Source organism: Martelella sp. FLE1502 (assembly GCF_053484255.1).
In genome coordinates this window covers 233291-259340 of record NZ_JBAKFQ010000003.1, presented here as the reverse complement: position 1 = coordinate 259340, position 26050 = coordinate 233291, and the positions used below count along the sequence as shown (strand labels likewise).

Below are 26050 nucleotides of genomic sequence, written 5' to 3'. Positions count from 1 at the left end.
GCGCCATGCACAGAACAAAACTGATCGATCACATCATCCTGCTCATCGGCGTGTTCATCATGATCGGCCCGGTCTTCGTGGCGTTCATGACTTCCACCCACACGGCGGTCGATGTCCATATCAACGGCCTGCAGGTGAGCTGGGGCGGCGACTTCGTCGCGACCTACGAGGAGTTGCTCACCCGCAAGGGCGGCTTCACCGGCGAGGTAACCGGTGCGCGCATGGTGATGAATTCCTTCATTCTCGGCGTCGGCTTCGCCGTCGGCAAGATCGTGCTGTCGATGCTGGCCGCCTATGGGCTGGTCTATTTCCGTTCGCGGTTTTCGACGCTGTTCTTCTGGATGATCTTCACCACGCTGCTTCTGCCGCTGGAAGTGCGCATCCTGCCCTCCTACGACGTGATGACCAAGCTCGGGCTGATCAACACCTATACCGGGCTGATCGTGCCGCTTCTGGCATCGGCCACCGGCACGTTCTTCTTCCGCCAGTTCTTCAAGTCGGTGCCCGACGAACTGCTGGAGGCCGCCCGCATTGACGGCGCCGGGCCTTTCAAGTTCTTCATCGATATTCTGGTGCCGCTGTCGAAAACGATGATCGCCGCGATCTTCATCATCATGTTCGTCTATGGCTGGAACCAGTATCTGTGGCCGATGATCATGACCAATGACGAGAGCTTCTACACGCTGGTGCGCGGCATCAAGCAGATCCTGCTCGTCTGGGTCGGCTCCCAGATCCCCGAATACAATCAGGCCTTCGCCCTTGCCGTGCTCGCCATGCTGCCGCCCGTGCTGATGGTGGTGATTTTCCAGAGCTGGTTCATCAAGGGCCTGACCGAAAGCGACAAATAGGAACAAGAACGATGTCCGCAATCGAAATCTCGAAGGTTTCCAAGATCTATTCCGGCGATCAGCGCGCGGTCGACAGCGTCGACATCGCGATTGCCGATGGCGAGTTCATCGTGCTGGTCGGCCCCTCCGGCTGCGGCAAGTCCACGCTTCTGCGCATGGTGGCGGGGCTCGAGACCATCACCGAGGGTGAGGTGAAGATCGCCGGCAAGGTGGTCAACAACATGGACCCGGCCGAGCGCGATATCGCCATGGTGTTCCAGAACTACGCGCTCTATCCGCATATGACGGTCTACAACAACCTCGCCTACGGCCTGAAGAACCGCGGCACGCCCAAGGCCGAGATCGCCGAGCGGGTTGCCGAGGCCGCGCGCATGCTGGAGCTTGAGCCCTATCTGGAACGCAAGCCGCGTGCGCTTTCCGGCGGCCAGCGCCAGCGCGTGGCCATGGGCCGGGCGATCGTGCGCAAGCCCGCCGCCTTCCTCTTTGACGAGCCGCTGTCGAACCTCGACGCCAAGCTGCGCGTCTCGATGCGCGGCGAGATCAAGCATTTGCAGAAACGGCTCGGCACCACCTCGATCTACGTGACCCACGACCAGCTTGAGGCGATGACGCTCGCCGACCGGCTGGTGGTGCTGAACGGCGGCAGGATCGAGCAGATCGGCACGCCGCTCGACGTCTACCACAAGCCGGCCTCCACCTTCGTCGCCAATTTCATCGGCTCGCCGGCGATGAACCTTGTCGAGGGAAAGCTGACGCAAGGCCAGCTCACGATTGGCGACAACAGCATGCAATTTTCAAGCGCGCCGCCCGCCGATGGCCCGGTTACAGTCGGCATCCGCCCGGAGGACCTGCAGCCGACCACCGGCGCAGGACTGAAGGCGCGGCTTGACTATGTCGAGGAACTCGGCGCGACACGGCTTGCCCATTGCCTGACCGGCGGCGAGCGGCTGACGGCCGCCCTCTCCCCCGAAATACCGCTTGCCGACGAACTCACCTTCGCGGTGCTGCCGGAAAAGCTGCATTTCTACGACCACGCCACCGGGAAACGGCTTTCGCACGCCTGAGCGACGCCCGCGATTGCCAAGGGGCGGCGCGATGACTAAATATCGTGTCGCCGCAAACCAACCGGGACACGCATTTCATGGCCGCAATCAAGAACGTCGCCGTCCAGATGGACCATATCTCCACCGTCAAGATCGGCGGCGATTCGACCTTTGCCATGAGCCTCGAGGCACAGAACCGGGGCTACAATCTGTTCCACTATACGCCCGATCGCCTCAGCCTGCGCGACGGCAAGGTGTTTGCGACCGTCGAGCCGATGACGCTGCGCGACAAGGAAGGCGATCACTACACGCTGGGTGCCGCGGAGCGGATCGACCTCTCGACCATGGATGTGGTGCTGCTCAGGCAGGACCCGCCATTCGATATGGCCTATATCACCTCCACGCACCTGCTGGAGCGCATCCATCCGAAGACGCTGGTGGTCAATGATCCGGCCTGGGTGCGCAATTCGCCGGAGAAGATCTTCGTCACCGAGTTCGCCGACCTGATGCCACCGACGCTGATCACAAAGGACGAAAACGAAATCAAGCGCTTCCGCGAGGAAATGGGCGACATCATCCTGAAGCCGCTTTACGGCAATGGCGGCGCGGGCGTGTTCCATTCCACCCGCGACGACCGCAATTTCACCTCGCTGCTGGAAATGTTCGCGCAGATGTTCCGCGAACCCTATATCGCCCAGGCCTATCTGCCGGCCGTGCGCAAGGGCGACAAGCGCATCATCCTCGTCGATGGCGAATTCGCCGGGGCGATCAACCGCGTGCCGGCCGAAACCGACAGCCGCTCCAACATGCATGTCGGCGGCCGCGCCGAGGCGGCGGGGTTGACCGAACGCGAGAAGGAAATCTGCGCCCGCATCGGCCCTGCACTCAGGGAACGCGGGTTCATTCTGGTCGGCATCGACGTGATCGGCGACTATATGACCGAAATCAACGTCACCTCCCCCACCGGCATCCGCGAGGTCAAGAAATTCGGCGGCGCGGATATCGCCAGCCTGATGTGGGATGCGATCGAGAAGAAGCGCCTATGAGCGCTGCGCGACCAGCGCTTCCTGCGTGAGGCGGGCGCGGATTTCGTTCTTCTGGGCGTCGATCATGCCCGAGATCAGGAACAGATCGACGATCCACCATAGCGCCCAGATGCCAAGCAGAAAAAAGCCGACGATGAAGACGACGGTCAGGCCGCCGATGACGTTGAGCAGAAGCATGGCAAGGCCCGACCCCATGCGGCCGAGATAAAACCGGTGGATGCCGGCCCAGCCCAGGAAAAACCACAGCAGATAGGCAGCCGCCGGCGATTTGGCGCTGTTGGTCACGTGCTGCTCGATCAATATCCGCTCTTCGGTCGTCAGTCCCATGGCACCCTCTCTGCTTTCGACCCGAGGTTTACTGCGGCGCTGGCGATCTGTCTATCCCGTTGAACACGAAGGAGAAATAAAAGTTCTCTTTTTGTTCTTGAATGTAAGGGCGAGTTATGGAATCCTTGCAACCTGAAGACACAGGAAAGCGGGCGGGATGGCCATGGTTTCACGCGTTCACACGGTTGCGTTTCAGGGGATCGAGGGCGTTCCGGTCGATGTACAGGTCATGGTCGCGCCCGGCAAAATCGGCATGCAGATCGTCGGCCTGCCGGACAAGGCGGTGGCGGAAAGCCGGGAACGGGTGCAGGCCGCGCTGCATGCCACGGGCTTGGCACTTCCGCCGAAGCGGGTGACGGTCAACCTCGCGCCGGCCGACCTGCCGAAAGAGGGCTCGCATTTCGACCTTGCGATCGCGCTCGGGCTGATGGCGGCGCTCGGGGCGGTGCCAGCCGATGGGCTCTCCGGCTACATGGTGATCGGCGAACTGAATCTTGACGGCACGATCGCGGCGGTTGCCGGCGCACTGCCGGCCGCCATCGCCGCCAACGCGCTCGACAAGGGCCTGATCTGCCCGGCCGATTGCGGCCCGGAAGCCGCCTGGGCCAGTGCTGATATCGACATTCTCGCGCCCAAGAGCCTGATCGGCATCGCCAATCATTTCAAGGGCACGCAGGTGCTATCCCGCCCGCACCCAGCCGTGCGCGCGGCGCCGCATGATCTGCCGGACCTTGCGGATATCAAGGGACAGGAAAGCGCCAAGCGCGCGCTCGAAGTGGCGGCCGCCGGCGGGCACAACCTGCTGATGGTCGGCCCTCCGGGAGCGGGGAAATCCATGCTTGCCGCGCGCCTTCCCTCCATCCTGCCGCCGCTTCTGCCGCAGGAACTGCTCGACATGTCGATGGTCCACTCGATCGCGGGCAAGCTTGCCGGCGGCCGCTTGTCGGACCGCCGGCCCTTCCGCGCGCCGCATCACTCGGCCAGCATGGCCTCGCTGGTGGGCGGCGGCATCAAGGCGCGACCGGGCGAAGCCTCGCTTGCCCATCACGGTGTTCTGTTCCTCGACGAATTCCCGGAATTCACACCACAGGTGCTTGATGCGCTGCGCCAGCCGCTCGAGACCGGCGAATGCGTGATCGCCCGCGCCAACCACCGCGTCTCCTACCCCGCCGCCTTCCAGCTCGTCGCCGCGATGAACCCCTGCCGCTGCGGCATGGCGGGCGAGCCCGGCCATTCCTGCGCGCGCGGCCCGCGCTGCGCCGCCGATTATCAGGCCCGCATTTCCGGCCCGCTGATGGACCGGATCGATATCCGCATCGATGTGCCCGCCGTCAGCGCGATCGACCTGATCGGTGCAAAATCGACCGGCGAAGCCAGCAGCGCGGTGGCGCGCAGGGTGGAACGCGCCCGCAATGCCCAGCGCGAACGCTTTGCCAGGCTCGATGAGAAGGCGGTCACGGTCAACGCCCGCTGCGCGGCAAACCTGATCGAGAAACTCGCGGAACCCGATGCCGCGGGGCTTGCGCTGTTGCGCGAGGCGGCCGAGAAAATGCGGTTTTCCGCCCGCGGCTATCACCGCGTCCTCAAGGTCGCCCGCACGATCGCCGACCTCGACGGCAAGGCCCAGGTTGGCCGCATGCATATCGGCGAGGCCATCGCCTATCGAGTCGCAACGGCGGAGCGGACCGGCGCGGCGGCCTGATACGCCACCGCCCGGCGGCGGCCGCAGCGGCATCGCTCGTGGCGCGACGAGACCGAAACGCTACCTTTCGGCTCCCGGCTCCCGGCTCCCGGCTCCCGGCTCAAGAAGCATTCTCCCTACCCCGCCTCTGCGCCAACCATTTTCCCCGGCCTCCCGCACGGGACTAGGCTTGTGGCAACGCAGCCCGCGAAGGAGATTTTCATGTCGGACGCAACATCGAAGCTGGGCCTTCCCTTTATCCTGCCCGCCCAGGCGCAAAAACACGTTACCCATAACGAGGCGCTGCAGCGTCTCGACGCGGTCGTTCATCTCGCGCTGGCGGGCGAAGACGACGCGCCGCCGGAAACGCCCGAGGACGGCGACTGCCATCTGGTCGGCGAAAGCCCGACCGGCCTGTTCTCCGGCCATGCCGGGGAGATCGCGATCTATCAAGATGGTCTCTGGCAGTTCGTCGCACCCGCCGCCGGCTGGACCGCCTGGTTCGACATTGATGCCACATGGCGCGTCTTCGACGGCGCGGACTGGGCCACGCCGCCGGTTCCGGATGAAGCGACTTTCGCGACGGTCGGCATCAATGCCGCAGCGGATGCCACCAACCGCCTTTCTGTCTCCTCTCCGGCAACGCTGCTGAACAATGCCGGCGCCGGCCACCAGCTCAAGATCAACAAGGCAACGCCCGGCGATACCGCCTCGCTGCTGTTCCAGACCGGCTGGTCCGGCCGCGCCGAAATGGGTCTCGCCGGCACCGATGGCTTTGCCATCAAGGTCAGCCCGGACGGCGCAAGCTGGTTCGAGGCCCTGCGCGTTTCCCCCTCCGGCGCGGTCGTCACGCCGGAACGCCCGCTCGCGCGTGCCGCGCTTGCCTCCGGCGCCACGCTGATCGACACGCCAACCGCGCTCGGCTTCGATACGCTTTACACCGGCGAGGGCGGGTTCTCTCTCGGCACGGCGGTTGCCGGCGGCGGCGAAACGCTGGCCTTCCCGGTCAGCGGCTTTTACGGCGTTAGCCTCAACATCTCGGCAACCGCGAGCGGCCCGTTTACGGTCACTCTGCAAAAGAACGGCTCGGAAAACGTGGTGATCGTGCGCGGCGGCGCGACGGGGGGAGACGAAGTCACGCTCTCAACCACCGCCATTGCCTATTTTGCGGCCGGCGACGATGCGCAGCTTTCCTTCACCGGAGCTGCGACCTACAATCTGGGATATGGCGCCACCGAGGTGATCGCGGTTCTGACCTGATTTCGGCGAACGGCTTGAATGCGTGCCGCAATCAGGGCTATCCATTGTGGACCCGCATGTAGCGGGGTGAAATCGCCGCGACATGCGCGAGACAGACAAACAAAGCGGTGCCCCCTTGTGCGGGGAAGGCATCCGCAGGAGAAAGGCGATCATGGCGGGTATGGACTGGCGCAAGAGTTTCGATCTCAAACACCCTTCGCTGAAACCGCTCTGGGTGCGCATCCTGGCCGTGGCGCTCTCCGCCGGCTGGGCTGTGGCCGAGCTGTTCATCGGCTCGCCCTTCTGGGCGATCCCGTTCGGCGCGGCCGCGGCCTACATGGCCTATGTCTTTTTCTTCTCGCCCGATCGGCACTATTTCACGAGCAAAGACAAACCCGACGCCTAAGGCGCCTATTCGCCGCAGCTCAGCGTGTGGAAATGGTCGCCCCAGGCGGCGATCGCCACCTTGAAATACCCTTCTCCGCCAAACCGGTGATCACCGCCCCAGACCAGCCTGCCGCCATCGGCCGTTCCGCGCAGATAGATCACGCCGTTTTCGGTTTTGAGCGGCAGGATCGCGCTTCGCCCCCCGTCAATCTCTCCGGAAACCGTGGAGAATGGCTGGTCCTTGCCGGCCGCGATCGGGCGATACCGGGCGATATAGCTGACCGGCTGATCGCAGCCATTCGCCAGCACGAACGAGATGAACGGCGCGTAGCCGGCCTCCGCCGCCCGAAACTGGCCGGGTTGAAGCCCCGTCATGATCCGGCCGATCCCCTCCTGCTCCGCCTTGCCGATATAGCGGCCGCGCCCGGGGCCGAGATAGACCCCGACAATGCCCGAGGCTGAACGGATGGCCGCGCCTTGAGCCCCGTCCGGCAAGGCGCAGGAGAGCGGCATGAGGTCGCCGGCCCTGATGGCAAGCGCCGCGCAGCCGGCGCTCGTCATCTGGCCGCCGGTCGCGGCGTCATAAAACTGCACGCCCAGCCCCTCATCATTGCCGGCATGGCCATAGTGAAAGCCCGCCTCAGTGGTGACCTCGGAAAGGGCCGGCTGCCCGTCCGCCTCCCTCACTTCGACGATGGCAAGCTGGTCGTTCAGTGAAGCGCCCGGACCGAAGGGCGCATCGGCGGACGGCAGATAGACGCGCTGAACGAAGCGCCGCCCGGCGGGAATATACCCGTCATCAAGATCGAGCTGCGGCATGATCTGGCGGTTCTCGAACGGCGCGCCGGTTTCGGGATCGATCACACAGGCCGCCGCCGTCAGAACATGGCGCGGACCAATGACCGTGCCCGAACAGACCACCTGATCTATACCGCTGACGATGGCCGCCAGGCTGCGGTCCCGCCCCTCGCTGCCATCCACCGCTTCGACATGAGTGGCGGCGGCGGCTGCAGACGAAAGGAGACAGGCTGCCAGAAGCGCGTTCAGGACCAGAAATCCGCGTTGCCGCAATGTCCGCCTACTCATCGGCGCCCTCCCCGGTCGGCTGTCCGTTTCCGCCCGGCTCTGCACCCCGCCTCTCTCCCGCATCGGTTGCCCTTTCCATGGCGGCCATGATCGCACCGGCCTCCCGGCGGGCCTGTTCATAGGCGGCGGCATCGCCGTACTTCAGTCCGTTCGGCAGGTTTTGCAGCCGCTCGAGCTTGCGCAGAAGCGCGATCGGCACGCCGCGACGAAAGGCCGGTTCCAGATAGCGTTGCGGGTCCTCGCGCATTGCCGCCACCTCATAGCCGAAACTGCGCTTGACCCCGTCAAGCAGCCGATTGACGGCTTCTGCGGCGGCCACGGCGCGGTTGCGCATGTTGTTTTCCGCAAGAAACGCCGTCAGCTCGTCCGCCGCCCATGCCGCTTGCACGATCTCCACCCCTTCGGGGCGAAGCTCGCCGTCCCAGACCGAGCGCGCCGTTTCCGGCGACAGCCACGCATCCTTGTTGATGCCGCTCAGCCAGATGAAAGTCCGGTCCCAGCCGGGCCGCGACGGCGCGCTCTCGACCCATTCGCCGGGCACGCCGGGGCTCGCGATCTTCTGCGATAGGCCGACATAGGAGTTCTGCGCGGGCGCATAAAACCGGAACATCATCTCGACATCCGAAGGCCGGATGCGCGGCGCCTCCTCGGGCAATCGCGCCCCGGCCTCACCTGATGGCGACCAGACCTGCACATCACCCGGCCCGAATGTCGGCAGCAGATAGCGCCAGTCTTCGATTTCATAGCGAAAGCCCGCGGTCAGCACCGGCGCGTCATCCTCCAGCGCCATCTGCAGGTCGGCATCCCACAGAAGCGCGCTTGATGACGCCTCGTCCGCCGGCAAACCGGGCGGGGTGAAGCTGGCGCTATAGGCCTGCCCCCGCGCCTCTACCAGCCTGTTGCCGTCAGCGCCCACAGCGGCCGACAGAGACAGCGCGAGCCATCCCAGGAGAAGCGACGTCAAGAACCGAGCCATAGCTCGAACCTTTCCTGCTGTTCATCGGATACGAAAAGCCGGCGCTTGCCGCCAAGCGGCTCAAGGCCGACGCGCGCGCCGTAATAGCCGCCGGTCTCCGCGCTGTCTGTGGCAAGCGGCATATAGGACAGCGTGAACCAGCCCGCCACGCAGACAAGCAGAACGGCGATGACGCCACCGCTGAGCCACAGCAGAACCTTGCGCGGATCCCGCTTCGGCCTTTGAGGCGCTGCCGAGGCATCCCACACCTCATCGTCGACATCATCATCCCACGCAGGGACCGCGGGCGCCTTGACCGGCTGCGGGTCTGGTCGCGCGCGCTGATGCAGGCCGGTTTCGATCTCGAGAAGGCTTTCGGGCGCGTTCAGGAAATCGCCGGCCTCGAAGGGCGGCGAAACCGCGCGGCCGCCATGGGTTGCGCGAATACGCAACTGCCGCCCATTGGCGGTCGCCAGATCATAGAGCGGATCGCCCTCCACGATGGCATCGCCGCGCTTGAAATAGGCTCGCTCCACCCGGACCGGATAAAATTCGTCTCCGGCAGGCGATTGCATGATGACACGCGACATCCGTTCTCCGTCCTGAACCGCCCGCCCGGCCGCGCCACGGGGGCAACCCGATGCTTCCGAAGCATCGTCCGGGACCCCGGCCATGCTCCTTGTCTGTTCCCGCGCAAGGCCTGCGCCGGCCCGCGTCTTTGATGCACGTTAGAGCCCTTCAGGCTTAAATGGAAGCGTTCTGCGGCAAGGAATTTGCGCCAGGACCAAGGGCTTTGGCGCAGGGCATAGCCGTCGCTATGTCCAAGCCGAAGACCGCCGGTAATGGCGCAAATTCATGCCGCCCTTCGGGTTTGCCGAAACCGGCCATCCACTTTGTCGAAGCCCTTCGCCATAGCTATGGCTATGACGCGCGGGCTTCTTCGCGTGGAATGACCGGTTTGGGCAAACAGAACGAATTCCATTTAAGCCTGAAGGGCTCTAATCCGCAAACCTTTACGGAATGAAACCATTTCCGGTTTACCGTGCAAATTCAGCTAATAAAGCGGAGACTAGAACAGTGATTTGCCGCCAGCAAGTGCGGACAAAAAGCCGGCGTCAATCCTCAAGCGGACGGGCCTCGGAGGCCAGCATGATCGGCACGCCATCGCGGATGGGATAGGCGAGCTTCGCCTTCTGCGAAACAAGCTCCTGGCGCTCGTCATCATAGGAAAGCCGGCCCTTGGTCAGCGGGCAGACCAGAAGTTCGAGCATTCTGGGATCGATCCCGGCTTCCCTGGCAATCATCGTCCGTCCCTATTGCAGCCGGTCGCCGGGATCGCCGGCAAGCGCGAACTCAATGATCGCGATGAACAGCGCCGCCCGCGCCCTGAGATCGGGCGCTTCCAGCAAGGCCTGTTTTTCCGCCGGGCCGAAGGGCGCCATCATCGACAGCGAATTGACGAGGGTGAGATTGCTGGCCTGCTCGATGTGATCCCACTCGGTATCAAGCCCTTCGGAATCGAGATAGGCACGAAAAGCCCGGATAAGACCCGCCCGGTCCACGCCTTCATCCTGACCCTCGGTCTTGAGATCACCGAGGAACGGCGCAATGGAGAAGCTGCGGAACGGGTGCGTCGTCTTCACCTCGTCGATCAGCCGCACCCGGCAGATGCCGGCGAGCGCCACCAGGTAGCGCCCGTCGCCAGTCTCGGCAAACGAGGTGATCCGGCCGAGACATCCGATGTTGGAAACCGGCGTATCGTCGGTGACCGAAAGCGTCTCGTCGTGGCGGGCGGGCTGGGCCATCACGATCAGCCTATTGCCCGCGATCGCATGATCGACCATGGCGAGGTAGCGCGGCTCAAAAATATTGAGCGGCAATTGCCCGTGCGGCAGCAAAAGCCCACCCGTCAGCGGAAACACCGGAGCGCTCTCCGGCAGATCCTTCGCGGTCAGATAACGGGCATTGCCAACCTGCATGGCGGTCTGGTCCCTTACGAGAAAAGAATGGTCGAAAGCCTGCGGCGCGCGGCGATCGTCGCCGGATCCTTCGGCCCCCAGGCCTCGAAAAACGAAATCAGCTGCCGGCGCGCGCCGTCATCGTCAAATTCGCGGTCCCGGCGCATGATGATCAGAAGCTGTTCGGCAGCCTCCTCGCGCTTGCCCTCGGCATTCAGCACCTTGGCGAGCTTCATGCGCGCTTCATGATCGTCCGGGTTCTGGGCAAGGGCATGTTCAAGGGCTGCCGGATCGCCGAATTTGCGCGCCTCCTCGATCTGCTCGATCTTGGTGGCGAGCGCCTTGATGGCGTCATCCTCGCGCAGTTCCTCCGGCACCTGCTCCAGCACCTGGCGGGCGCGGTCGAGCTGGCCGGCGGCCACCATGCAGCGCCCGATGCCGGCAAGCGCCTTGGGGTTTTCCGGATCGGCCTGCATCACGGCGGCGAAAAGCTGGCCGGCCTCCTGCAGCTTTCCGTCGGCGAGCATCTGTTCGGCCTGGTCCAGCGCCTCGGCAATCTCGGCCTTGCGGTCCTTTTCCGACGGGCTGTTCTGGGAAAGCTTGGCGATGAACTCGTTGACCTGGCTTTCAGGCACCGCGCCCATGAAGCCATCCACCGGCTGGCCGGCGGAAAAGGCGATGACGGCGGGGATCGACTGGATGCCGAGCTGACCGGCAATCGACGGATGCTCGTCGATATTCATCTTCACCAGCTTCACCTTGCCGCCGGCGGCGTTCACCGCCTTTTCCAGCACAGGTCCAAGCTGCTTGCACGGGCCGCACCAGGGCGCCCAGAAATCCACGAGCACCGGCTGGGCTTTCGATTCCTCGATAACGTCCTTGCCGAATTCGGCGGTAGTCGTATCCTTGATCAGCCCGCCGGGCGGCGTGGCACCGTTAACGGCGCCATCGGCCGAAACATTCATCTGGCCGCCGAAGGAACCGCCATAGGGGTTGTCAAATCCGCTCATCACTCTCTCCGTATGGCCTATAGGCCCCGTCTCTGTTGGATTTAAGATCGTGTGTCACGCCGTCACTTTCAAGACAACCGGCTCATGCCCGGTGGCCCTGATGAAGCTTAACAGATCATCGCGCCCGATCGAGGTCGTGGCGGTGTTGCGCAAGGGGTGGCAGTTGATGATCTCGTTTTCCATAAGGCTTTCATCGAGGATGAAAGTGACCTGGCCTTCATCGTCATTGATGGCGCCCAGCGCCGTCACCGAGCCGGGCTCGACGCCGAGATAATCCATCAAGGCCTCCGGCTTGCCGAAAGAGACCCGCCCCGACGCCCCGATCAGCGTGTGCACCGTCTTCAGATCTACGGTAGCATATTCCTCCACCGTCAGCAGGAAATAGCGGCTTTTCTTGTCCTTCACGAAAAGGTTCTTGGTGTGGCCGCCGGGGATCTTCTCGCGCAGATCATCGCCTTCGGCCACGGTGAACACCGGCCGATGCTCGTGATTCTGATAGGAGATGCCGAGTTCGTCGAGAAAGGCGAACACGTCGTCGGAGGTCTTGGTCATCAGGGCCGTTCCGGTTTCGAATTGACGCCTGTTTCAACACCAATCGCCGGCCAATGCAACTCTGTCGCGCCGGTTGACTCGGCAATGGCTGCGGGTCAGGCAGTCCGGCATGCCCGCCCGCTTCGCCGCCGCGGCCGGGCGCAATTCGGGCCACAGCTCGCCGCCAATGACGGCAGGCACGCCGCAATTCAGCTAAAATACTGAAAAACAGAACCTTTCCGCTTCATCCAAAAAAATGCGCCATTCCCGTAATTTCTCTGTTGCATTTGAAATCCGCTTGGGCCATATACGCCTTCGTCGTCGGCGAGACGACATATCCGGCCTCAGACCTACCCCCGGCCGGGTTTTATGAGCGGGTGTAGCTCAGGGGTAGAGCACAACCTTGCCAAGGTTGGGGTCGAGGGTTCGAATCCCTTCGCCCGCTCCAGTTTTCCCAAGAAAATCAATAGCTTAAAAACTCCGACGCGGGTCTTTTCGGCTGTTGAAAAGCCGCTTTGTCGCGCCATTTTCGACATCAGCGCGCCGGCTGGCGGCTGGTCTGGCTCGTCGTCCGTTATCGGCCCTGGCTCCGTCCGGATATCGTCACCGCCTCTCGCGATAGGTGCATCCGCGCACCCTCGTCCTTGCAAATTCTCCTTTCCAACATCGCACGCATGGAAGCCGGAAAAGCTGGTTACCAGAGCGTTACACTTGCCTTAGGCAAATTTTAAAAGTGTGGCGCTAGGTTGTGAGCGTAGGTTGTGAGTTTTGTAGAGAGTACGATGACCGAGCTAGCCCGCGTTCGCGCAAAATATGTCATAGGTCCCGACGGCAGTCCGCTGACCGTTGCCGACCTGCCCCCTTCCAATACGCGGCGCTGGGTGATCCGGCGCAAGGCGGAAGTCGTGGCGGCCGTGCGCGGCGGCCTGCTGAGCCTGGAAGAGGCGTGCGAGCGATACTGCCTGACGGTGGAGGAATTCCTCTCCTGGCAGGCCTCGATCGACGATCACGGCCTTGCGGGCCTGCGCACCACGCGGATCCAGCAATACCGCAACTGACCGGCGCGACATCGCGCCGTCTGGCGGCTCCAGGCTGACACCGAACGACCCACATGTTTCGTTGCGGCCCGTCTCATCACGCAGGCATTTTGACGCGGCAGGGCAGAGCGCCGCCGCATCAATGCCGGCTTTTTCCGAAATAGCCCAAGCCTCGATCGAAAGAGCGGAGATCGGTCTTTCGCTAAGCTGATTCTCCAAAGAAGACGACGGTAGCGCCCCGCTTTTCGGTTCCTCGCGATTTCAAGCGCAAACCTTCCGAAACGCCACGATATCAATCACGCCCGTCCTTGCCCCCCCAAAGACCAAAGGCCGCATCATCGCGATGCGGCCTTTGGTTTTAGCACTTCCCCTTGGCGCAGCCGTCAGGCGCGCTTGCGGCCGGCTGCGTCGCGCTCCTCAAGGGCTGCGGCGCGCTCATAGTCCAGTTCCATCTCCGCCAGTTCGGCCTCGGCCTTGTCGCGCTGCTCGCGCAAATCGGCAACCGAGACAGCCAGATTTTCGGCCCGCTGGCGCGCCGATTTGGCGAATGTCGAATATGCAAAATGACCGGGGTCGGTGATCCCGGATTTCTTTTCCTCGGCGGCGATCTGTTGCATCAGTTCGCTGGACATGCGGGCGAACTCATCCATCATGAGTTGCAACTGCTGCAACTGCCGCTTCTTTTCCTTCACCTGAAACGCCTTCAGACGCAACAGACTGTTTCGTGCCTTCATACGCAAAACTCCCCGGCTGACGAACGCATAGCGGATCGGTCCCCCCTCGGTTTCTGATTCGCGCCAAAAATGATTAACGAAATCGAAATCGCGGTAACCTTTCGTTTACAGTCATGTCCGATCATAGCCGTCAGGGCTTAAGGGTCGGTAAACCGCGATCGCGGATTCAAACAAAAACTAGCGAGTCAGATGAGTCACTTAGCAGTTTTGGTTAATCTTTTTTATCGGCTTTTGAGATGAAAAAAATTCAATGAAATCAATGCCATTCTAATGTTCATTAATATCTTCTGGCTGTCTTGCCAAAAAGAATCAGAATTTGTTAACCATTAGATGGCAGCTTCCAAATCAGGTCATCACTGAGTCCGTATCGCGTCGGGGGCGACAACAGACCTTTCACAGCGGCGGTTCAAGGGGAAAGACATGCGGGTTCTTTTAATCGAAGACGACGGCGCCACAGCACAAAGCATCGAGCTGATGCTGAAGAGCGAAAACTTCAACGTGTACACCACGGATCTGGGCGAGGAAGGCGTCGACCTCGGCAAGATCTACGATTACGACATCATCCTTCTCGATCTCAACCTGCCGGATATGTCCGGTTATGAAGTGCTCAAGGCGCTTCGGGTTTCGAAGATCGCAACGCCAATCCTCATTCTCTCGGGCATGTCCGGCACGGACGACAAGGTGCGCGGCTTCGGCTCCGGCGCCGACGACTACCTGACGAAGCCCTTCCACAAGGAAGAGTTGGTCGCCCGCATCCACGCCATCGTGCGCCGCTCCAAGGGCCATGCGCAGTCGATCATCTCGACCGGCGATCTCGCCGTCAATGTCGACGCCAAGACCGTCGAAGTCGGCGGCCAGCGCGTTCATCTGACCGGCAAGGAATATCAGATGCTCGAGCTGCTCTCGCTGCGCAAGGGCACGACGCTCACCAAGGAAATGTTCCTCAACCATCTCTATGGCGGCATGGACGAGCCGGAACTGAAGATCATCGACGTCTTCATCTGCAAGCTCAGGAAGAAGCTCGCCAACGCGGCCGGCGGCACCAATTTCATCGAAACGGTCTGGGGTCGCGGCTATGTGCTGCGCGAGCAGGACCAGCAGGAAATGAAGCGCGCCTGATGCGGTTCACAAGGCTCTAAGAAAGCGCGGCGCCCCGGCGCCGCTTTTCGTTTGGGTGGGCTCCCCAGCCATCCGTTCGGGCAGAGCAGGCCCGCAGAATCTCATTTCCCGCTTCGCATCCCGGCAAGCTGTGCCGCGCCCGTCTCATCTGTTGTCTTCTCGCCCAGCGGGGCGCAGAGCAGCAATAGGCGGCTCTTAAGCATGTCGATCTTGAATTTCGCGGCCGCGACGGCGGTTTTCGCCTTCTCGACATCGACAGTTTCTCCGCACCGGGCCGCTTCATCGGCATTCTGCAACTGGTTTTCCGCGCGCACCAGCGAAGCGTTTGCCGCGGCGAGGTCGCTTTCGGCGGCGGCGATGCCGAGTTTCAGGGCGTTGAAGTCGTTCATGAAGTCGCGGCGGTTGTCGCGCGCGCTCAGGATCGTCTCCATGAGCGTTAGCCGGGCATTCTGCGTCATGCGCAGCGCATCGCCTTCATCGATCAGCGGCAGGACATAGGACACCAGGAACTGGAGGTTCAGGCCGCCGGTCTGGGTCATGAAACTGGGGATCGAGGTTTTCAGCTTGGTGAAACGCGACTGCCGGGCGAGATCGAGCTGCGCGGCCGAGGCTTCGACGAGCAGATCCTCCAGGCGCTTCTTGCCGGAGCTTGCGAAACAGGCCTCGGCATCGTTGAGCTTCACGGCCTCGAAGCCGGAAAGCGAGGACAGCACGGAACGCTCCGGCGCCACGCGATAGCCGCCCTCGGCAAGGCCTGCCAGGCCCAGCAATTCGTCGCGTTTCGAGTTAAGCAATCGCGACACGGCGTCGGCTTCGTGGCGGGCGGCGGCGACCTGCGCCTTGAGCGCCTTCAACTCTCGTTGCGTGGCCTCTTCGTTTTCGACCTCCGCCTCGACATCGCCGGCCCGGCAGGCAAGCCCCTTTTCCTTCAACACGGCGTTTTTATGCCTGAAATCGAGGGTCGTATATTCATTGTAGGTGTTGAGCAGGTTGGACGTCGCGGTGCGCTGGGCGATCTGGTATTGCACCGGGATCAGCCGGCCTGCGACATCGACCGAGGGCTGATCGAGGCGGAGCAGTGCCTTCGAGATGTCCCAGTTGACGCCGAGCACGATATTCGAGGTTCCTGTGACATCGCCAAGATCATCGCCGGTATAGGTCGCGATCTGGCGCGCCTCGGCGCTGATGCGCGGCAAGCGCGCGGATTTGACCTTGTCGAGCTCGAGCATCGCCCGCGCGCGGCTGATGCGGGCGCGCATGAAATCCTTGCCGCCGCCTTCCGCGCTCGCCAGAAGCTCAGTGGGGCCCAGTACCGTTCCATCGGCCGGAGGCTCGGGCGGCTGCGCGCCGAGTTCCTGCTCCATCAGGTCGATCTGCTGGGTGGTCTGCTGCAGCTGCTGGGAGGCGCAGCCGGCAAGCGCGAGCCCGACGCCCGCAAGCGCGCCCATGCCCAGCCTGGCGGCGCCTCTGTTTCGCACGTTTCGATCAGACACGGTCGGCATCATGCGGCTGGAGGCCGGAGGGCATGCCGTCGGTGCGGGCATTACGCCTTGTGCAACTGCGAACAATCGGTTCGTTCGACGACGGGATGGCGACCGGGGACCGGTCGGGTTTGGGCACAAATACGCTCAAGACCGCCGGCAGGGCCGGGCGAAATTGCGGATATCTCACGGCTGGGCTCTCCCTCAGAAACTGACGGGAAAATTGCAAGTTCAGGCTTCGCAGAAACGGCTCGGGCGGGAAATTGTTTCCCGTAAGACGTGCTGCGAGCGATTCAATGCCGGAATATTATCCGCAAAGCTTGGCAAAAATGGGATAGCGTCTGCTGCACCGCAAAAGAAAGCGGGCGTCGGCGCTCAGGTCGCGGGCTTGGCCTCGAACACGACCTCGCCCTCATTGACCACGAACTCGATGGCCATGCCGGACTCCTCCGCCAGCAGCGCGGTGTAATAGGGCTGAACGTTATGCGAGGTGATCGGGTCGTCCATGACCCCGCCATAGATGCGGGCGAAATCGGCCGGCATCTGAACGTAGTTGCCGCGGGTGCGGATGATGAAGGCGAAGATGTCGCCCGCGGCATCAAGACCGACATCGATGGTGCCGCCGCGCGGGATCGTGGTGAGGGCAACAAGGAACAGGTTCAAAAGCAGCTTGACCCGGTTTTTCGGCGCGTTGATGCGCGGGCCGTTCCAGTTGAGCGTCACCCGTTTGCCAAGCCCGACCAGGTCGCGCGCCGCCGTCTCCGCCTCGCCGGTATCAAGCGGCGTGTCCAGCGTGCCGGAAGCGCCGAAGGCGATGCGGGCGAATTTCAGGTGGATGGTGGCCGAAAGCGTGCTCTGGCGGATAAGCTGCAGCGCGTCCTCGTCCATGCCGCCCTCGTCCAGCAATTCCAGCCCGTTTCCGGCGGCCCCGATCGGATTGACGACATCGTGGCAGATGCGGCTTGCAAGCAGGGCCGCAAGATCTGCGCCGCTCAGGGTCAGGTTCGGGTTCTTCATCGCGTCCACCATCCTTCGGATCAGGCGGCCAGCGGCCGCCCCTGTCTTTTGCTGGTATCGCCGCGCCATGGCAAGCGATAATCGGCTTCCGGCAAAATCCTCCCATTTGGTAAATCCATTGTTAAGGGGTATGGCCCACAATGTCCGGCAAAAGTCCGCCGTCCGCCGGATTGCCGCCAACCAAACCGGCGGCGCTTGCGGACCAGACCAAAAAGCAACAGGAATGGAACCGCCATGTTTGCCAGAAACGCCGTAAGGTTCATCAAGGCATTTGTCTTCGCCCTCTGGATGGTGGCTTTCGCCATCGTGCCGGCCGGCGCGCAACAGCAGACCCAGCAGCAAGCGCAGCAATCCGGTACATTCTCGCCCGATGAGATTGTCGACGCCGGCAACAATTTCTTCGGCGAGGCAAGTTCTGGCCTTGCCCAGACCCTGCAGAACGCGTTTTCCAAATACGGCCTGCCCAACGGCTATATTCTCGGCGCGGAAGGCTCCGGCGCCTTCATCGCCGGCCTGACCTATGGCGAAGGCACCCTCAACACCAAGAATGTCGGCTCCCACAAGGTGTTCTGGCAAGGCCCCTCGCTCGGCATCGATTATGGCGGCGACGGCTCCCGGGTGATGATGCTGGTCTACAACCTGCCTTCGGTGCCCGAACTCTACCATCGCTATGGCGGTGTTTCGGGCTCGGCCTATATCGTCGCCGGCTTCTCGATGCAGGTCTACAAATACCGCAATATCATTCTGGTTCCGGTGCGCTCCGGCATCGGCGCGCGTCTCGGCGTCAATGTCGGCTATCTGAAGCTGACCGAGCGGCCGACCTGGAACCCCTTCTGAGCGGAGCGCTAGATTGGGCGACCTCAAAGCCGACATCGAAGCGCGCTATGCCGCGATCTGCAGCCAGGTGGACGAAGCCGCCGGCTCGGATCGCGAGGACGAGGCCCTGCGCGCGGCTCTTGCCGAGTTGGCCGCGATGATGATCGCCTACCGCTACCATGAGGGCAATGAGGGCGCGCGCGATGCGCTGGAAGCCGCGCTTTCGCGCGATCAGGCCCGCAGCGCCCACCGGATCAGCCTTGCCGAGCGCGCCCGCGCCCTGCTTGCCGACAACAAGTAAAAGGGCGCATTTATCCGATCCGCCCCTTGGCAAGCGCAAGCTGATAGAGCGCGACCGCCGCCGCATTGCCGACATTGAGGCTGTCGAGCCCGGGGGCCTGCGGGATCCGCACGGTGCGGAAGGCCTTCATGATCTCGGCCGGCAGTCCTTCGCCTTCCGTTCCCAGCACGAGCGCGACGCGTCGTCCCGGCGAAAGATGTTGCAGGGCCTCACCGCCAGCGGGCGAGAGCGCGACGACGTCGAAGCCGGCCCGCGCCAGCGCGGACAGGATCGCCGGTCCCTTGCCGTTTCGGATCCACGGCATCTTCAGCACGGAGCCCACCGAAACGCGCAGCGCCTTGCGGTAAAGCGGATCGCAACAGGTTTCATCAAGCAGCACCGCATCGGCGCCGAGCGCGGTCGCGTTGCGGAAAATCGCGCCGGCATTGTCATGATTGGAGAGACCGATGCAGACGACCACCAGCGCGTCGTCAGGCAGCGTCGCGACCAGTTCCTCCGCCGTTGGCCGGCTGGCGATACGCCCCAGCGCCAGAACCCCGCGATGCATGTCGAACCCGGCAATCGCGTTCATCACCGCGGCGTTGCAGGTGAAGACTGGCACGCTGGGCGGATATGCCTCCAGCACGCCCGCGATGCCCGCCAGACGGTTTTCCAGCACGAGGATGCGGTCGGCCTCGAACAGTGCGGCATCCGCCTCGGCCAGCACCCTGAGCACCACCGTGCCCTCGGCGATGAACAGGCCCTGCCGCCCGACCAGATCCTTTTCCCGGATCGCGCGGAATGGCGCGACCCGCGGATCGTCGGGATCGGTGATCGCGATTGCCGGTGCGGCCATATCAGTCGAAGCGGATTTCGACATCGGCGGCCATGCGGCCGGTATTGATATCGAAGAGATAGAGCGTCTGCTCGCCGTTTTCCTTGGTGCCGTAGATCAGCGCCTGACCGTCGCCATAGCTGATATCGGCAATCTCGAAGCCGCGCGGCAGGGTGGCCGTCAGCGCCCTTGGCGCATCCGCAGGCACGATCGCGCCGCCCCGCTCGGCGACCGGCGTCTCATCCGAACGGCTCATCACCTTGTAGAGGATCGCGCCGAACACCGCCATCAGGGAGACAATCATGATCAGCGCGGAAACGACCTGCAGGCGCAGCATCCGCCGCCGAACCAGCTCGACTGCGGGGTCGAGCGGCTTTTCCTCTTCTTCGTCTTCAATGCGGTGTTGCGACATTGTCCATTGCTCCGGGGGCCGGTTTCGCTTAACAAGCGCGAACCGCACTTGCAAAGTTCAGATGACAGACGACCCGTTTAAACAAACCCAGGCCGATAGAAAAGACTTTCTCGTCCCCGAGGGCACGAAAGAGCGTCTGGACGCTTTCATTGCGCGCGCGATGGGCGACGGCGTGTCGCGCACCCGCGTCAAGTCGCTGATCAATACCGGCGCGGTATCGATCGACGGCAAGCCGGTGACCGAGCCGAGCCGCAAGGTGAAGCCGGGCGAGGCGATCAGCCTGATCATGCCCGAGGCGGAGGATGCCGAACCCGAAGGCGAGGATATCCCGCTCGAGATCCTGCATGAGGACGACGACATCATCGTCATCAACAAGCAGGCGGGCCTTGTGGTGCATCCGGGCGCGGGCAATTGGACGGGAACGCTGGTCAATGCGCTGATCTTCCATTGCGGCGACACGCTTTCGGGCATTGGCGGGGTAAAGCGCCCCGGCATTGTCCACCGCCTCGACAAGGATACGACCGGCGTGATGGTGGTGGCCAAGAACGACGCCGCCCACCAGTCGCTCGCCGCGCAATTCGCCGATCACGGCCGCACCGGGCCGCTGCAGCGCGCCTACAAGGCGCTGATCTGGGGCCGGCCGAAAATGCTGCACGGCACGATCGACGCACCGCTCGGGCGCGCGCCGGACCGCATTCGCCGCGCCGTTAAACGGGCCGACAGCGCCGATGCCGATTTCGCCATCACCCACTACACGGTCGAACGCCGCTTCGGCGAAAAGCCGGATGGCAGCGCGCTGGCAAGCCTCGTGGAATGCCGGCTGGAGACGGGCCGGACCCACCAGATCCGCGTCCACATGGCCCATATCGGCCACCCGCTGATCGGCGACAACATGTATGGCGGGGGCTTCAAGACCAAGGTCAATTTGCTGGAGGAGCCCGCCGCCTCGCTGGTGCGCGGCTTCCCCCGTCAGGCGCTCCATGCGGCCCTGCTTGTAATCGAGCACCCGACGACCGGCGAGGAGATGCGTTTCGAAGCGCCCCTGCCCGCCGATATGGTCGCGCTTTGCGAAGCCTTCGAGGGCTGAGCTCGGTCACGCTCAACAACATTCCAGTCAATGGAAAGTTTTTGGCCTCATTCCCTTGAAAGCCTTGCCTGCCATACTTAAATCGGGTTTTCCCTCCAGAAAATCGATGGTCGGATTGCGGGCTTTGTCCCGGTAGTCGCCGTTGACCTGATGAGGATTGCAACACCAAGGGGGTGAAAGCATGGCCAATACGCTTCCCAGCATCCGTGCCGGAGAAAACGGTCTCAACCGTTATCTCGAAGAAATCCGCAAATTCCCCATGCTCGAGCCGCAGCAGGAATACATGCTCGCCAAGCGGTATCAGGAGCATGACGACCGCAACGCGGCCCATCAGCTCGTCACCAGCCATCTGCGTCTTGTCGCCAAGATCGCGATGGGCTATCGCGGTTACGGGCTTCCGATCGGCGAAGTCGTGTCCGAAGGCAATGTCGGCCTGATGCAGGCCGTCAAGAAATTCGATCCCGAACGGGGTTTCCGTCTGGCGACCTATGCGATGTGGTGGATCAAGGCCTCGATCCAGGAATATATCCTGCGCTCGTGGTCGCTCGTCAAAATGGGCACCACCGCCAACCAGAAGCGGCTGTTCTTCAATCTGCGCCGCCTCAAGGGCAAGATCCAGGCGATCGAGGATGGCGACCTGAAACCCGAACAGGTCACCGAAATCGCGACCAAGCTGAATGTCAGCGAGGAAGAAGTGATTTCGATGAACCGGAGGCTTTCCGGCGATGCCTCACTGAACGCGCCGATCCGCGCAACGGAAGGCGAATCCGGGCAGTGGCAGGACTGGCTCGTCGACGAGCATGACAGCCAGGAAGAGATGCTCGTCAACCAGGACGAGCTCGAAAACCGCCGCGACATGCTGTCTTCCGCAATGGATGTGTTGAACGACCGCGAAAAGCGCATCTTCGTGGCCCGTCGCCTGTCCGAAGACCCGGAAACGCTGGAATCGCTGTCCGGCGAATTCAACATCTCGCGCGAACGCGTCCGCCAGATCGAGGTCCGCGCCTTCGAAAAGGTGCAGGACGCCGTGCAGAAACAGGTCACCGCCAACGCCAAGGCGGTCCGCGCCGTGCGCGAAGGCACAGACGATTCGCAATAGCGGCACCGCCGCGTTCCTGAGCGGTCAATCCGCCTGGGAACAAGCCATATGCAAACGAGAACGCCCTCATGCATCATCGCGTGAGGGCGTTCTCGTTGCGTGACGGCGATGTCGACGTGCTTCCTCAGCGCTCCGGGACCGGAGCCCCGAGGCACATCAGCGCGAGAGGCACGAGGGGTGGCGCCAGCGCGAGAACACTGGCCGTGGCTTCATCATTGAAACCACCAACCAGAACGCTTCCGAGCCCCTCCGCCACCGCCATGAGCTGGATATTTTGCGCCGCCGCGCCCGCCTCCAGAAAGATGTAGCGCTCGCCGCGCGCGCCATAGGGGTGCTGTTCAACGAATGCCCGCACCGGCGTCAGCATGTCAGCGCATATGGCAATAATGCACGCCGCATTCGCAATCCACTCCGGATGACCAATCGCCGCCTCGCACAGAGCCGGCCGCAAATCGGCATGATTGATGCTCCTCAGGTCAAGCCCGCCCGGTTCAGCGGCATACAATCCGCTCTCAAGGCCTTCGACCCTGCTTGCCATGACAAACAGCCGGAGTGGGTAGAGCGCGTGGGCTGAAGGAACGGTCTTTCCGTCATCCTCTCCCGACTTGCCCTGGCCCGCCCACAGGATTTTTTCCAGCGAGCGAAGCGGTATCGCATGCTTTGCGAATGCGCGGACAGAGCGACGCCGGCTGAGCGCCTGAGCAAGCGTTATATCCATCTGTCCAGCCTCGCTTCACCTCGGCAAGCGTGCAGGCATTATCGGAAAGCCTTCAATTGTCGCCGATATCGCCCAGCGCCTGCCATTCCTGGACGGCGCGGTCGAAGATTGCCATGCCGGTCGTGCCCTTTTCCAGCGTCAGCAGCGCCCGGCGGCCGTTGCGGTAGGTGATCGGGATATCGATCCAGTTGCGCTCGGCGAGCAGGGCCAGGTTCTGTCCGCGCGCCTGATCGAAATCATTGAGCGCCAGCATATAGAGATCGTCGGTGATCTTGGCGGAGACCGCGATCAGCGGATCGCCCCTGGCAGCTTCGGTGTTCTTCAGCGATATCCGCTGGACATTGTCAACCGCGCCGCCCTGGAAATTATCGCCGAGCGTGAACGAAATGTCGATGAGATGGCTCGCCGGCAGCGAGGAATCGTCGTTGCGGCGGAAGGTGATCACGCCGGAAAGCCCGGCATCGGGCACGTTCATAACGCCCTCGATCACCGGTTCGGACACCGCCGTGCCGGTGTTCTCCTGTTTCAGCTCCCAGGTCACCGTGCCCTGATAGGCCGACGGCACCGACTGGCCAAGCTGCTCCTCGTAAAGGAACATCTTCTGCGCGGAGCCGACCGGCGGCGCGGGCTCGGCCGCTTCCTGCGTGGAGCCGGAAGTCGCCGGCGCGCCGGATGTCTGGTTGGCGACGGTGCGCGCCGGTCCGGCACTGGCGCCGGCGGCGGGCAGGCCTTCCTCGACTTCGGTGCCATCCGGCAGCAGCCGCTGGGTGAACTGCTTTTCGCCTGCCGCCTCGCCCTCGTCCGCAGCGTCATCGGCCGGCGCCTGAGCGGTTTCAGCCTCCGGTTCTGTCGCCGGCGTTGTCGCAGTCTCTGACGGCGTTTCGGCAGCCTGCTCCTGTCCCGGATCGACCAGCGCGGTCACCGTGTCGCGGCTCTGCCAGGCGAAATAGCCGCCGACCGCGACCGCCGCCAGAATGACGACGGCGGCAACCGCAATCACAATACGTTTCGCCGCGCCGCGTCCTCCACGCTCGGTGTCATCGCGACCGTAACCCGAAGACCGCTCGTCATCATCGTAACCCGGCTCTTCCGGCTCAAGCCCCAGAAGACTGTCCACATGGGCCCAGTCTTTTTCCGAAACAGGCCGTCCGCCCGCAGGCGCGGCCGGTTCGGTTGGCACGGCGGCGGGCGCCGCCTCGTAGCGCCAATCGTCAGCGGCACGGCGCTCATCCTCATCCGGTTCGACCACCACCGATCCGGCATCGCTTTCCTCTTCGTCCTCCGGTGTGTCGAAGGAATAGGACTCCTCGGGATCGGGCGCGCGCTCATAGACGACCCTGTCGGGCCGGTTGACCGCCTCGAAGGTGGCGCCTTGCAGGAAGCCTGTGGCTTGGCGTGGCTGCGCAGGCTCGGGTTCAGGTTCCGGCTCGGGTTCGGGTTCGGGCTCGAAATGATGCTCCGGTTCCGGCGCAACCTCGTCTTCCAGCGGCTCTTCATACGGCTCTTCGTCGCGATGAGGTTCTTCGTCGCGATAAGGCTCTTCCACCGGCGGTTCCGGGGCAATGTCCTCCTCGACCGGGGCTTCATCGGCAAACCCGTCCTCGACAATCTCCTCATCGGGCGGCAGGGCCACGGCGAAATCGCTTTCGACCTCGGCGATCGCGGCATCGATCTTGTCGATCTGCCGCTTGATCATCGCTTCCGGCGGCGGGGGGTTCATGTTTTCCATCTGCCGGATGACAGCAGAGCGCGCCTTTTCATAGACGCGGGCGCGCAATTCCGGAGATTGTTCCGGAAGGCCTTCGACCGCGCGCCGAATGACTGCTGTGAAATCCGCCATGAATCACCCCTATTGTGCGGGACAGTGCCGCGACAATACTACGATTTTTTCTTAATCTTCAAATGGATCGGTCACGAGAATGGTATCATCGCGCTCAGGACTTGTGGATAGAAGCGCAACGGGAGCCCCGATCAGCTCCTCAACCTGGCGTACATACTTGATCGCCTGGGCCGGCAGGTCCGCCCATTTGCGCGCGCCGACGGTCGATTCCTTCCAGCCTTCCAGCGTGACATAGACCGGCTTGACGCGCGCCTGCGCGCCCTGGCTTGCCGGCAGCGCCTCGATGCGCTCGCCATCCAGCTCATAGGCGACGCAGATCTTCAGCTCGTCCAGCCCGTCCAGCACATCGAGCTTGGTCAGCGCGATGCCGGTGATGCCGTTGGTGGCGACGGCCTGACGCACCAGCACGGCGTCGAACCAGCCGCAGCGGCGCTTGCGCCCGGTGACCGTGCCGAATTCATGGCCGCGCTCGCCAAGGAAATTGCCGACCTCGTCATTGAGCTCGGTCGGGAAAGGGCCTTCGCCGACACGGGTGGTATAGGCCTTGGTGATGCCGAGAATATAACCGAGCGAGCCCGGGCCCATGCCGGAGCCGGCCGCCGCCTGCCCCGCCACCGTGTTCGACGAGGTGACGAAGGGATAGGTGCCGTGATCGATATCGAGCAGCGTGCCCTGCGCGCCCTCGAACAGGATGCGCTGGCCGGCGCGGCGCTTCTTGTCGAGCAGCAGCCAGACGGTTTCGCGGTAAGGCAGGATCTGATCGGCGACAGAGGTGAGTTCCTCCATGATGGCATCATGGGAAATCTCGGGCGCGCCGAAACCGCGGCGCAGCGCATTGTGATGGGTCAGCAACCGGTCGACCTTGGCCGGCAGGGTTTCCAGATTGGCAAGGTCCATCAGCCGGATCGCGCGGCGGCCGACCTTGTCCTCATAGGCCGGGCCGATGCCGCGGCGCGTGGTGCCGATCTTGGTGCCGGAATTGGAGGCCGCATCCTCGCGCATGCCGTCCAGCTCGCGGTGGAGCGACAGGATCAGCGTCGCATTGTCCGCGATACGGAGATTTTCGGGGCTGATCTTCACCCCTTGCGCTTCCAGCCGGCCGATCTCGGCGATCAGCGCATGCGGGTCGACGACGACGCCGTTGCCGATGACGGCAAGCTTGCCTTCGCGCACGACGCCGGAGGGCAGCAGCGACAGTTTGTAGCTCACGCCGTCGATCACCAGCGTGTGGCCGGCATTGTGACCGCCCTGATAGCGCACCACGATATCGGCGCGCTCGGAAAGCCAGTCAACGATCTTGCCCTTGCCCTCGTCGCCCCATTGCGAGCCGACCACTACAACATTTGTCATATCACCTACCTGGAAGTCCTAAGTCACGGTTAAGCCGCAGCATCTATAACCATCTCGCTGTCATATTGCGATCCCCCACGCTCGCAAGCGCAAAATTTTCTCGTGACAGCCCCA

At 63.0% G+C, this 26050-nt stretch carries 28 protein-coding genes and 1 tRNA gene; 13 read left to right on the top strand and 16 right to left on the bottom strand.

Annotated features, from left to right (window positions below):
- Positions 1 to 5: 5 nt before the first annotated feature.
- The 3 genes from V6767_RS04460 (at position 6) to gshB (ending at position 2937) form a co-directional block, all read left to right on the top strand.
- Positions 6 to 848, top strand: a complete 843-nt coding sequence (locus V6767_RS04460; protein ID WP_448472335.1) for an ABC transporter permease subunit — start codon at positions 6 to 8, stop codon at positions 846 to 848.
- Between the two features lie 11 nt (positions 849 to 859).
- Positions 860 to 1912: a sn-glycerol-3-phosphate import ATP-binding protein UgpC gene (locus tag V6767_RS04455; protein WP_448472334.1), complete on the top strand. Its 1053-nt coding sequence runs from the start codon at positions 860 to 862 to the stop codon at positions 1910 to 1912.
- A 77-nt stretch (positions 1913 to 1989) separates the two neighbouring features.
- Entirely contained in the window at positions 1990 to 2937 is a 948-nt protein-coding gene (gene gshB, locus V6767_RS04450) for a glutathione synthase (RefSeq protein WP_448472333.1), read from the top strand.
- Here the strand turns inward: gshB and V6767_RS04445 are convergent.
- Positions 2932 to 3264, bottom strand: coding sequence for a TM2 domain-containing protein (locus tag V6767_RS04445; RefSeq protein ID WP_448431926.1), 333 nt, complete (start codon positions 3262 to 3264; stop codon positions 2932 to 2934). The two genes, gshB and V6767_RS04445, sit on opposite strands and share 6 nt — an antisense overlap.
- Positions 3265 to 3427: 163 nt before the next feature.
- On the opposite strand from V6767_RS04445, the gene V6767_RS04440 reads away from it, so the two are divergent.
- The 3 genes from V6767_RS04440 (at position 3428) to V6767_RS04430 (ending at position 6590) form a co-directional block, all read left to right on the top strand.
- Positions 3428 to 4966 (top strand): YifB family Mg chelatase-like AAA ATPase, encoded by a 1539-nt coding sequence (locus V6767_RS04440; protein ID WP_448472376.1) that lies wholly within the window; start codon positions 3428 to 3430, stop codon positions 4964 to 4966.
- A gap of 201 nt (positions 4967 to 5167) precedes the next feature.
- The gene (locus tag V6767_RS04435) at positions 5168 to 6205 is read left to right on the top strand and encodes a DUF2793 domain-containing protein (RefSeq protein ID WP_448472332.1); all 1038 of its coding nucleotides are present in this window, start codon (positions 5168 to 5170) and stop codon (positions 6203 to 6205) included.
- An 82-nt stretch (positions 6206 to 6287) separates the two neighbouring features.
- Complete coding sequence (locus V6767_RS04430; protein ID WP_448472331.1) at positions 6288 to 6590, top strand: hypothetical protein; 303 nt, start codon at positions 6288 to 6290, stop codon at positions 6588 to 6590.
- 5 nt (positions 6591 to 6595) lie between these two features.
- Here the strand turns inward: V6767_RS04430 and V6767_RS04425 are convergent, their stop codons facing one another.
- The 7 genes from V6767_RS04425 to V6767_RS04395 form a co-directional block, all read right to left on the bottom strand.
- Complete coding sequence (locus tag V6767_RS04425) at positions 6596 to 7657, bottom strand: hypothetical protein (RefSeq protein ID WP_448472330.1); 1062 nt, start codon at positions 7655 to 7657, stop codon at positions 6596 to 6598.
- The gene (locus V6767_RS04420) at positions 7650 to 8633 is read right to left on the bottom strand and encodes a hypothetical protein (protein WP_448472329.1); all 984 of its coding nucleotides are present in this window, start codon (positions 8631 to 8633) and stop codon (positions 7650 to 7652) included. Before V6767_RS04420 ends, V6767_RS04425 begins: the two co-directional genes overlap by 8 nt.
- Positions 8618 to 9202, bottom strand: a complete 585-nt coding sequence (locus V6767_RS04415) for a hypothetical protein (RefSeq protein ID WP_448472328.1) — start codon at positions 9200 to 9202, stop codon at positions 8618 to 8620. Before V6767_RS04415 ends, V6767_RS04420 begins: the two co-directional genes overlap by 16 nt.
- A 525-nt stretch (positions 9203 to 9727) precedes the next feature.
- A complete protein-coding gene (locus V6767_RS04410) occupies positions 9728 to 9916 on the bottom strand; it encodes a Trm112 family protein (RefSeq protein WP_448472327.1) in 189 nt (62 codons plus the stop codon).
- Between the two features lie 9 nt (positions 9917 to 9925).
- Positions 9926 to 10591 (bottom strand): LON peptidase substrate-binding domain-containing protein, encoded by a 666-nt coding sequence (locus V6767_RS04405; protein WP_448472326.1) that lies wholly within the window; start codon positions 10589 to 10591, stop codon positions 9926 to 9928.
- Between the two features lie 14 nt (positions 10592 to 10605).
- Positions 10606 to 11580, bottom strand: a complete 975-nt coding sequence (gene trxA / locus V6767_RS04400) for a thioredoxin (protein WP_448472325.1) — start codon at positions 11578 to 11580, stop codon at positions 10606 to 10608.
- A gap of 54 nt (positions 11581 to 11634) precedes the next feature.
- Positions 11635 to 12132, bottom strand: a complete 498-nt coding sequence (locus tag V6767_RS04395; protein WP_448472324.1) for a prolyl-tRNA synthetase associated domain-containing protein — start codon at positions 12130 to 12132, stop codon at positions 11635 to 11637.
- 352 nt (positions 12133 to 12484) lie between these two features.
- On the opposite strand from V6767_RS04395, the gene V6767_RS04390 reads away from it, so the two are divergent.
- Both V6767_RS04390 and sciP read left to right on the top strand, forming a co-directional pair.
- Positions 12485 to 12559: transfer RNA gene (locus V6767_RS04390), tRNA-Gly, on the top strand.
- 334 nt (positions 12560 to 12893) lie between these two features.
- Positions 12894 to 13169 carry a CtrA inhibitor SciP gene (gene sciP, locus V6767_RS04385; RefSeq protein WP_018065061.1) on the top strand — a complete coding sequence of 92 codons (276 nt, stop codon included), beginning with the start codon at positions 12894 to 12896 and terminating at the stop codon, positions 13167 to 13169.
- 362 nt (positions 13170 to 13531) lie between these two features.
- Here the strand turns inward: sciP and V6767_RS04380 are convergent, their stop codons facing one another.
- Positions 13532 to 13882 carry a flagellar export protein FliJ gene (locus tag V6767_RS04380; protein ID WP_448472323.1) on the bottom strand — a complete coding sequence of 117 codons (351 nt, stop codon included), beginning with the start codon at positions 13880 to 13882 and terminating at the stop codon, positions 13532 to 13534.
- A 420-nt stretch (positions 13883 to 14302) separates the two neighbouring features.
- Between V6767_RS04380 and ctrA the strand changes: the two genes are divergently transcribed.
- Positions 14303 to 15001: a response regulator transcription factor CtrA gene (gene ctrA, locus V6767_RS04375; protein ID WP_018065059.1), complete on the top strand. Its 699-nt coding sequence runs from the start codon at positions 14303 to 14305 to the stop codon at positions 14999 to 15001.
- A gap of 101 nt (positions 15002 to 15102) precedes the next feature.
- On the opposite strand, the gene V6767_RS04370 is transcribed toward ctrA, so the two are convergent.
- Both V6767_RS04370 and chpT read right to left on the bottom strand, forming a co-directional pair.
- Positions 15103 to 16494: a hypothetical protein gene (locus V6767_RS04370; protein ID WP_448472322.1), complete on the bottom strand. Its 1392-nt coding sequence runs from the start codon at positions 16492 to 16494 to the stop codon at positions 15103 to 15105.
- A 363-nt stretch (positions 16495 to 16857) separates the two neighbouring features.
- A complete protein-coding gene (gene chpT, locus V6767_RS04365) occupies positions 16858 to 17499 on the bottom strand; it encodes a histidine phosphotransferase ChpT (protein ID WP_448472321.1) in 642 nt (213 codons plus the stop codon).
- A gap of 234 nt (positions 17500 to 17733) precedes the next feature.
- Here chpT and V6767_RS04360 point away from each other — a divergent pair, with 234 nt between their 5' ends.
- Together V6767_RS04360 and V6767_RS04355 are read left to right on the top strand one after the other, a co-directional pair.
- Positions 17734 to 18336 carry a DUF1134 domain-containing protein gene (locus V6767_RS04360; protein ID WP_448472320.1) on the top strand — a complete coding sequence of 201 codons (603 nt, stop codon included), beginning with the start codon at positions 17734 to 17736 and terminating at the stop codon, positions 18334 to 18336.
- Between the two features lie 13 nt (positions 18337 to 18349).
- Positions 18350 to 18616, top strand: a complete 267-nt coding sequence (locus V6767_RS04355; RefSeq protein WP_448472319.1) for a hypothetical protein — start codon at positions 18350 to 18352, stop codon at positions 18614 to 18616.
- Positions 18617 to 18626: 10 nt separating this feature from the next.
- Here V6767_RS04355 and V6767_RS04350 read toward each other — a convergent pair whose 3' ends face one another.
- Both V6767_RS04350 and V6767_RS04345 read right to left on the bottom strand, forming a co-directional pair.
- On the bottom strand, positions 18627 to 19475 hold the full coding sequence (locus tag V6767_RS04350) for a TrmH family RNA methyltransferase (RefSeq protein WP_448472318.1): 849 nt from the start codon (positions 19473 to 19475) through the stop codon (positions 18627 to 18629).
- A complete protein-coding gene (locus V6767_RS04345; protein ID WP_448472317.1) occupies positions 19453 to 19842 on the bottom strand; it encodes a hypothetical protein in 390 nt (129 codons plus the stop codon). Before V6767_RS04345 ends, V6767_RS04350 begins: the two co-directional genes overlap by 23 nt.
- Positions 19843 to 19903: 61 nt before the next feature.
- On the opposite strand from V6767_RS04345, the gene V6767_RS04340 reads away from it, so the two are divergent.
- Positions 19904 to 20929, top strand: coding sequence for an RluA family pseudouridine synthase (locus tag V6767_RS04340; protein ID WP_448472316.1), 1026 nt, complete (start codon positions 19904 to 19906; stop codon positions 20927 to 20929).
- Between the two features lie 181 nt (positions 20930 to 21110).
- Positions 21111 to 22028 (top strand): RNA polymerase sigma factor RpoH, encoded by a 918-nt coding sequence (rpoH, locus tag V6767_RS04335; RefSeq protein WP_448472315.1) that lies wholly within the window; start codon positions 21111 to 21113, stop codon positions 22026 to 22028.
- 124 nt (positions 22029 to 22152) lie between these two features.
- Here the strand turns inward: rpoH and V6767_RS04330 are convergent, their stop codons facing one another.
- From V6767_RS04330 to V6767_RS04320, 3 genes are read right to left on the bottom strand one after another with little or no spacing between them, the layout of a single operon-like run.
- Positions 22153 to 22746: a SagB/ThcOx family dehydrogenase gene (locus tag V6767_RS04330; protein ID WP_448472314.1), complete on the bottom strand. Its 594-nt coding sequence runs from the start codon at positions 22744 to 22746 to the stop codon at positions 22153 to 22155.
- A 52-nt stretch (positions 22747 to 22798) separates the two neighbouring features.
- Complete coding sequence (locus V6767_RS04325; RefSeq protein WP_448472313.1) at positions 22799 to 24586, bottom strand: hypothetical protein; 1788 nt, start codon at positions 24584 to 24586, stop codon at positions 22799 to 22801.
- A 51-nt stretch (positions 24587 to 24637) separates the two neighbouring features.
- Positions 24638 to 25936: an adenylosuccinate synthase gene (locus V6767_RS04320; protein ID WP_448468532.1), complete on the bottom strand. Its 1299-nt coding sequence runs from the start codon at positions 25934 to 25936 to the stop codon at positions 24638 to 24640.
- Positions 25937 to 26050: the final 114 nt, after the last annotated feature.

Coding starts and splice junctions, on each gene's coding strand:
- V6767_RS04460 (WP_448472335.1), top strand. CDS start 6: ATGCACAGAACAAAACTGATCGATCACATCATCCTGCTCATCGGCGTG.
- V6767_RS04455 (WP_448472334.1), top strand. CDS start 860: ATGTCCGCAATCGAAATCTCGAAGGTTTCCAAGATCTATTCCGGCGAT.
- gshB (WP_448472333.1), top strand. CDS start 1,990: ATGGCCGCAATCAAGAACGTCGCCGTCCAGATGGACCATATCTCCACC.
- V6767_RS04445 (WP_448431926.1), bottom strand. CDS start 3,264: ATGGGACTGACGACCGAAGAGCGGATATTGATCGAGCAGCACGTGACC.
- V6767_RS04440 (WP_448472376.1), top strand. CDS start 3,428: ATGGTTTCACGCGTTCACACGGTTGCGTTTCAGGGGATCGAGGGCGTT.
- V6767_RS04435 (WP_448472332.1), top strand. CDS start 5,168: ATGTCGGACGCAACATCGAAGCTGGGCCTTCCCTTTATCCTGCCCGCC.
- V6767_RS04430 (WP_448472331.1), top strand. CDS start 6,288: ATGCGCGAGACAGACAAACAAAGCGGTGCCCCCTTGTGCGGGGAAGGC.
- V6767_RS04425 (WP_448472330.1), bottom strand. CDS start 7,657: ATGAGTAGGCGGACATTGCGGCAACGCGGATTTCTGGTCCTGAACGCG.
- V6767_RS04420 (WP_448472329.1), bottom strand. CDS start 8,633: ATGGCTCGGTTCTTGACGTCGCTTCTCCTGGGATGGCTCGCGCTGTCT.
- V6767_RS04415 (WP_448472328.1), bottom strand. CDS start 9,202: ATGTCGCGTGTCATCATGCAATCGCCTGCCGGAGACGAATTTTATCCG.
- V6767_RS04410 (WP_448472327.1), bottom strand. CDS start 9,916: ATGATTGCCAGGGAAGCCGGGATCGATCCCAGAATGCTCGAACTTCTG.
- V6767_RS04405 (WP_448472326.1), bottom strand. CDS start 10,591: ATGCAGGTTGGCAATGCCCGTTATCTGACCGCGAAGGATCTGCCGGAG.
- trxA (WP_448472325.1), bottom strand. CDS start 11,580: ATGAGCGGATTTGACAACCCCTATGGCGGTTCCTTCGGCGGCCAGATG.
- V6767_RS04395 (WP_448472324.1), bottom strand. CDS start 12,132: ATGACCAAGACCTCCGACGACGTGTTCGCCTTTCTCGACGAACTCGGC.
- sciP (WP_018065061.1), top strand. CDS start 12,894: ATGACCGAGCTAGCCCGCGTTCGCGCAAAATATGTCATAGGTCCCGAC.
- V6767_RS04380 (WP_448472323.1), bottom strand. CDS start 13,882: ATGAAGGCACGAAACAGTCTGTTGCGTCTGAAGGCGTTTCAGGTGAAG.
- ctrA (WP_018065059.1), top strand. CDS start 14,303: ATGCGGGTTCTTTTAATCGAAGACGACGGCGCCACAGCACAAAGCATC.
- chpT (WP_448472321.1), bottom strand. CDS start 17,499: ATGAAGAACCCGAACCTGACCCTGAGCGGCGCAGATCTTGCGGCCCTG.
- V6767_RS04360 (WP_448472320.1), top strand. CDS start 17,734: ATGTTTGCCAGAAACGCCGTAAGGTTCATCAAGGCATTTGTCTTCGCC.
- V6767_RS04350 (WP_448472318.1), bottom strand. CDS start 19,475: ATGTCGAAATCCGCTTCGACTGATATGGCCGCACCGGCAATCGCGATC.
- V6767_RS04345 (WP_448472317.1), bottom strand. CDS start 19,842: ATGTCGCAACACCGCATTGAAGACGAAGAAGAGGAAAAGCCGCTCGAC.
- V6767_RS04340 (WP_448472316.1), top strand. CDS start 19,904: ATGACAGACGACCCGTTTAAACAAACCCAGGCCGATAGAAAAGACTTT.
- rpoH (WP_448472315.1), top strand. CDS start 21,111: ATGGCCAATACGCTTCCCAGCATCCGTGCCGGAGAAAACGGTCTCAAC.
- V6767_RS04330 (WP_448472314.1), bottom strand. CDS start 22,746: ATGGATATAACGCTTGCTCAGGCGCTCAGCCGGCGTCGCTCTGTCCGC.
- V6767_RS04325 (WP_448472313.1), bottom strand. CDS start 24,586: ATGGCGGATTTCACAGCAGTCATTCGGCGCGCGGTCGAAGGCCTTCCG.
- V6767_RS04320 (WP_448468532.1), bottom strand. CDS start 25,936: ATGACAAATGTTGTAGTGGTCGGCTCGCAATGGGGCGACGAGGGCAAG.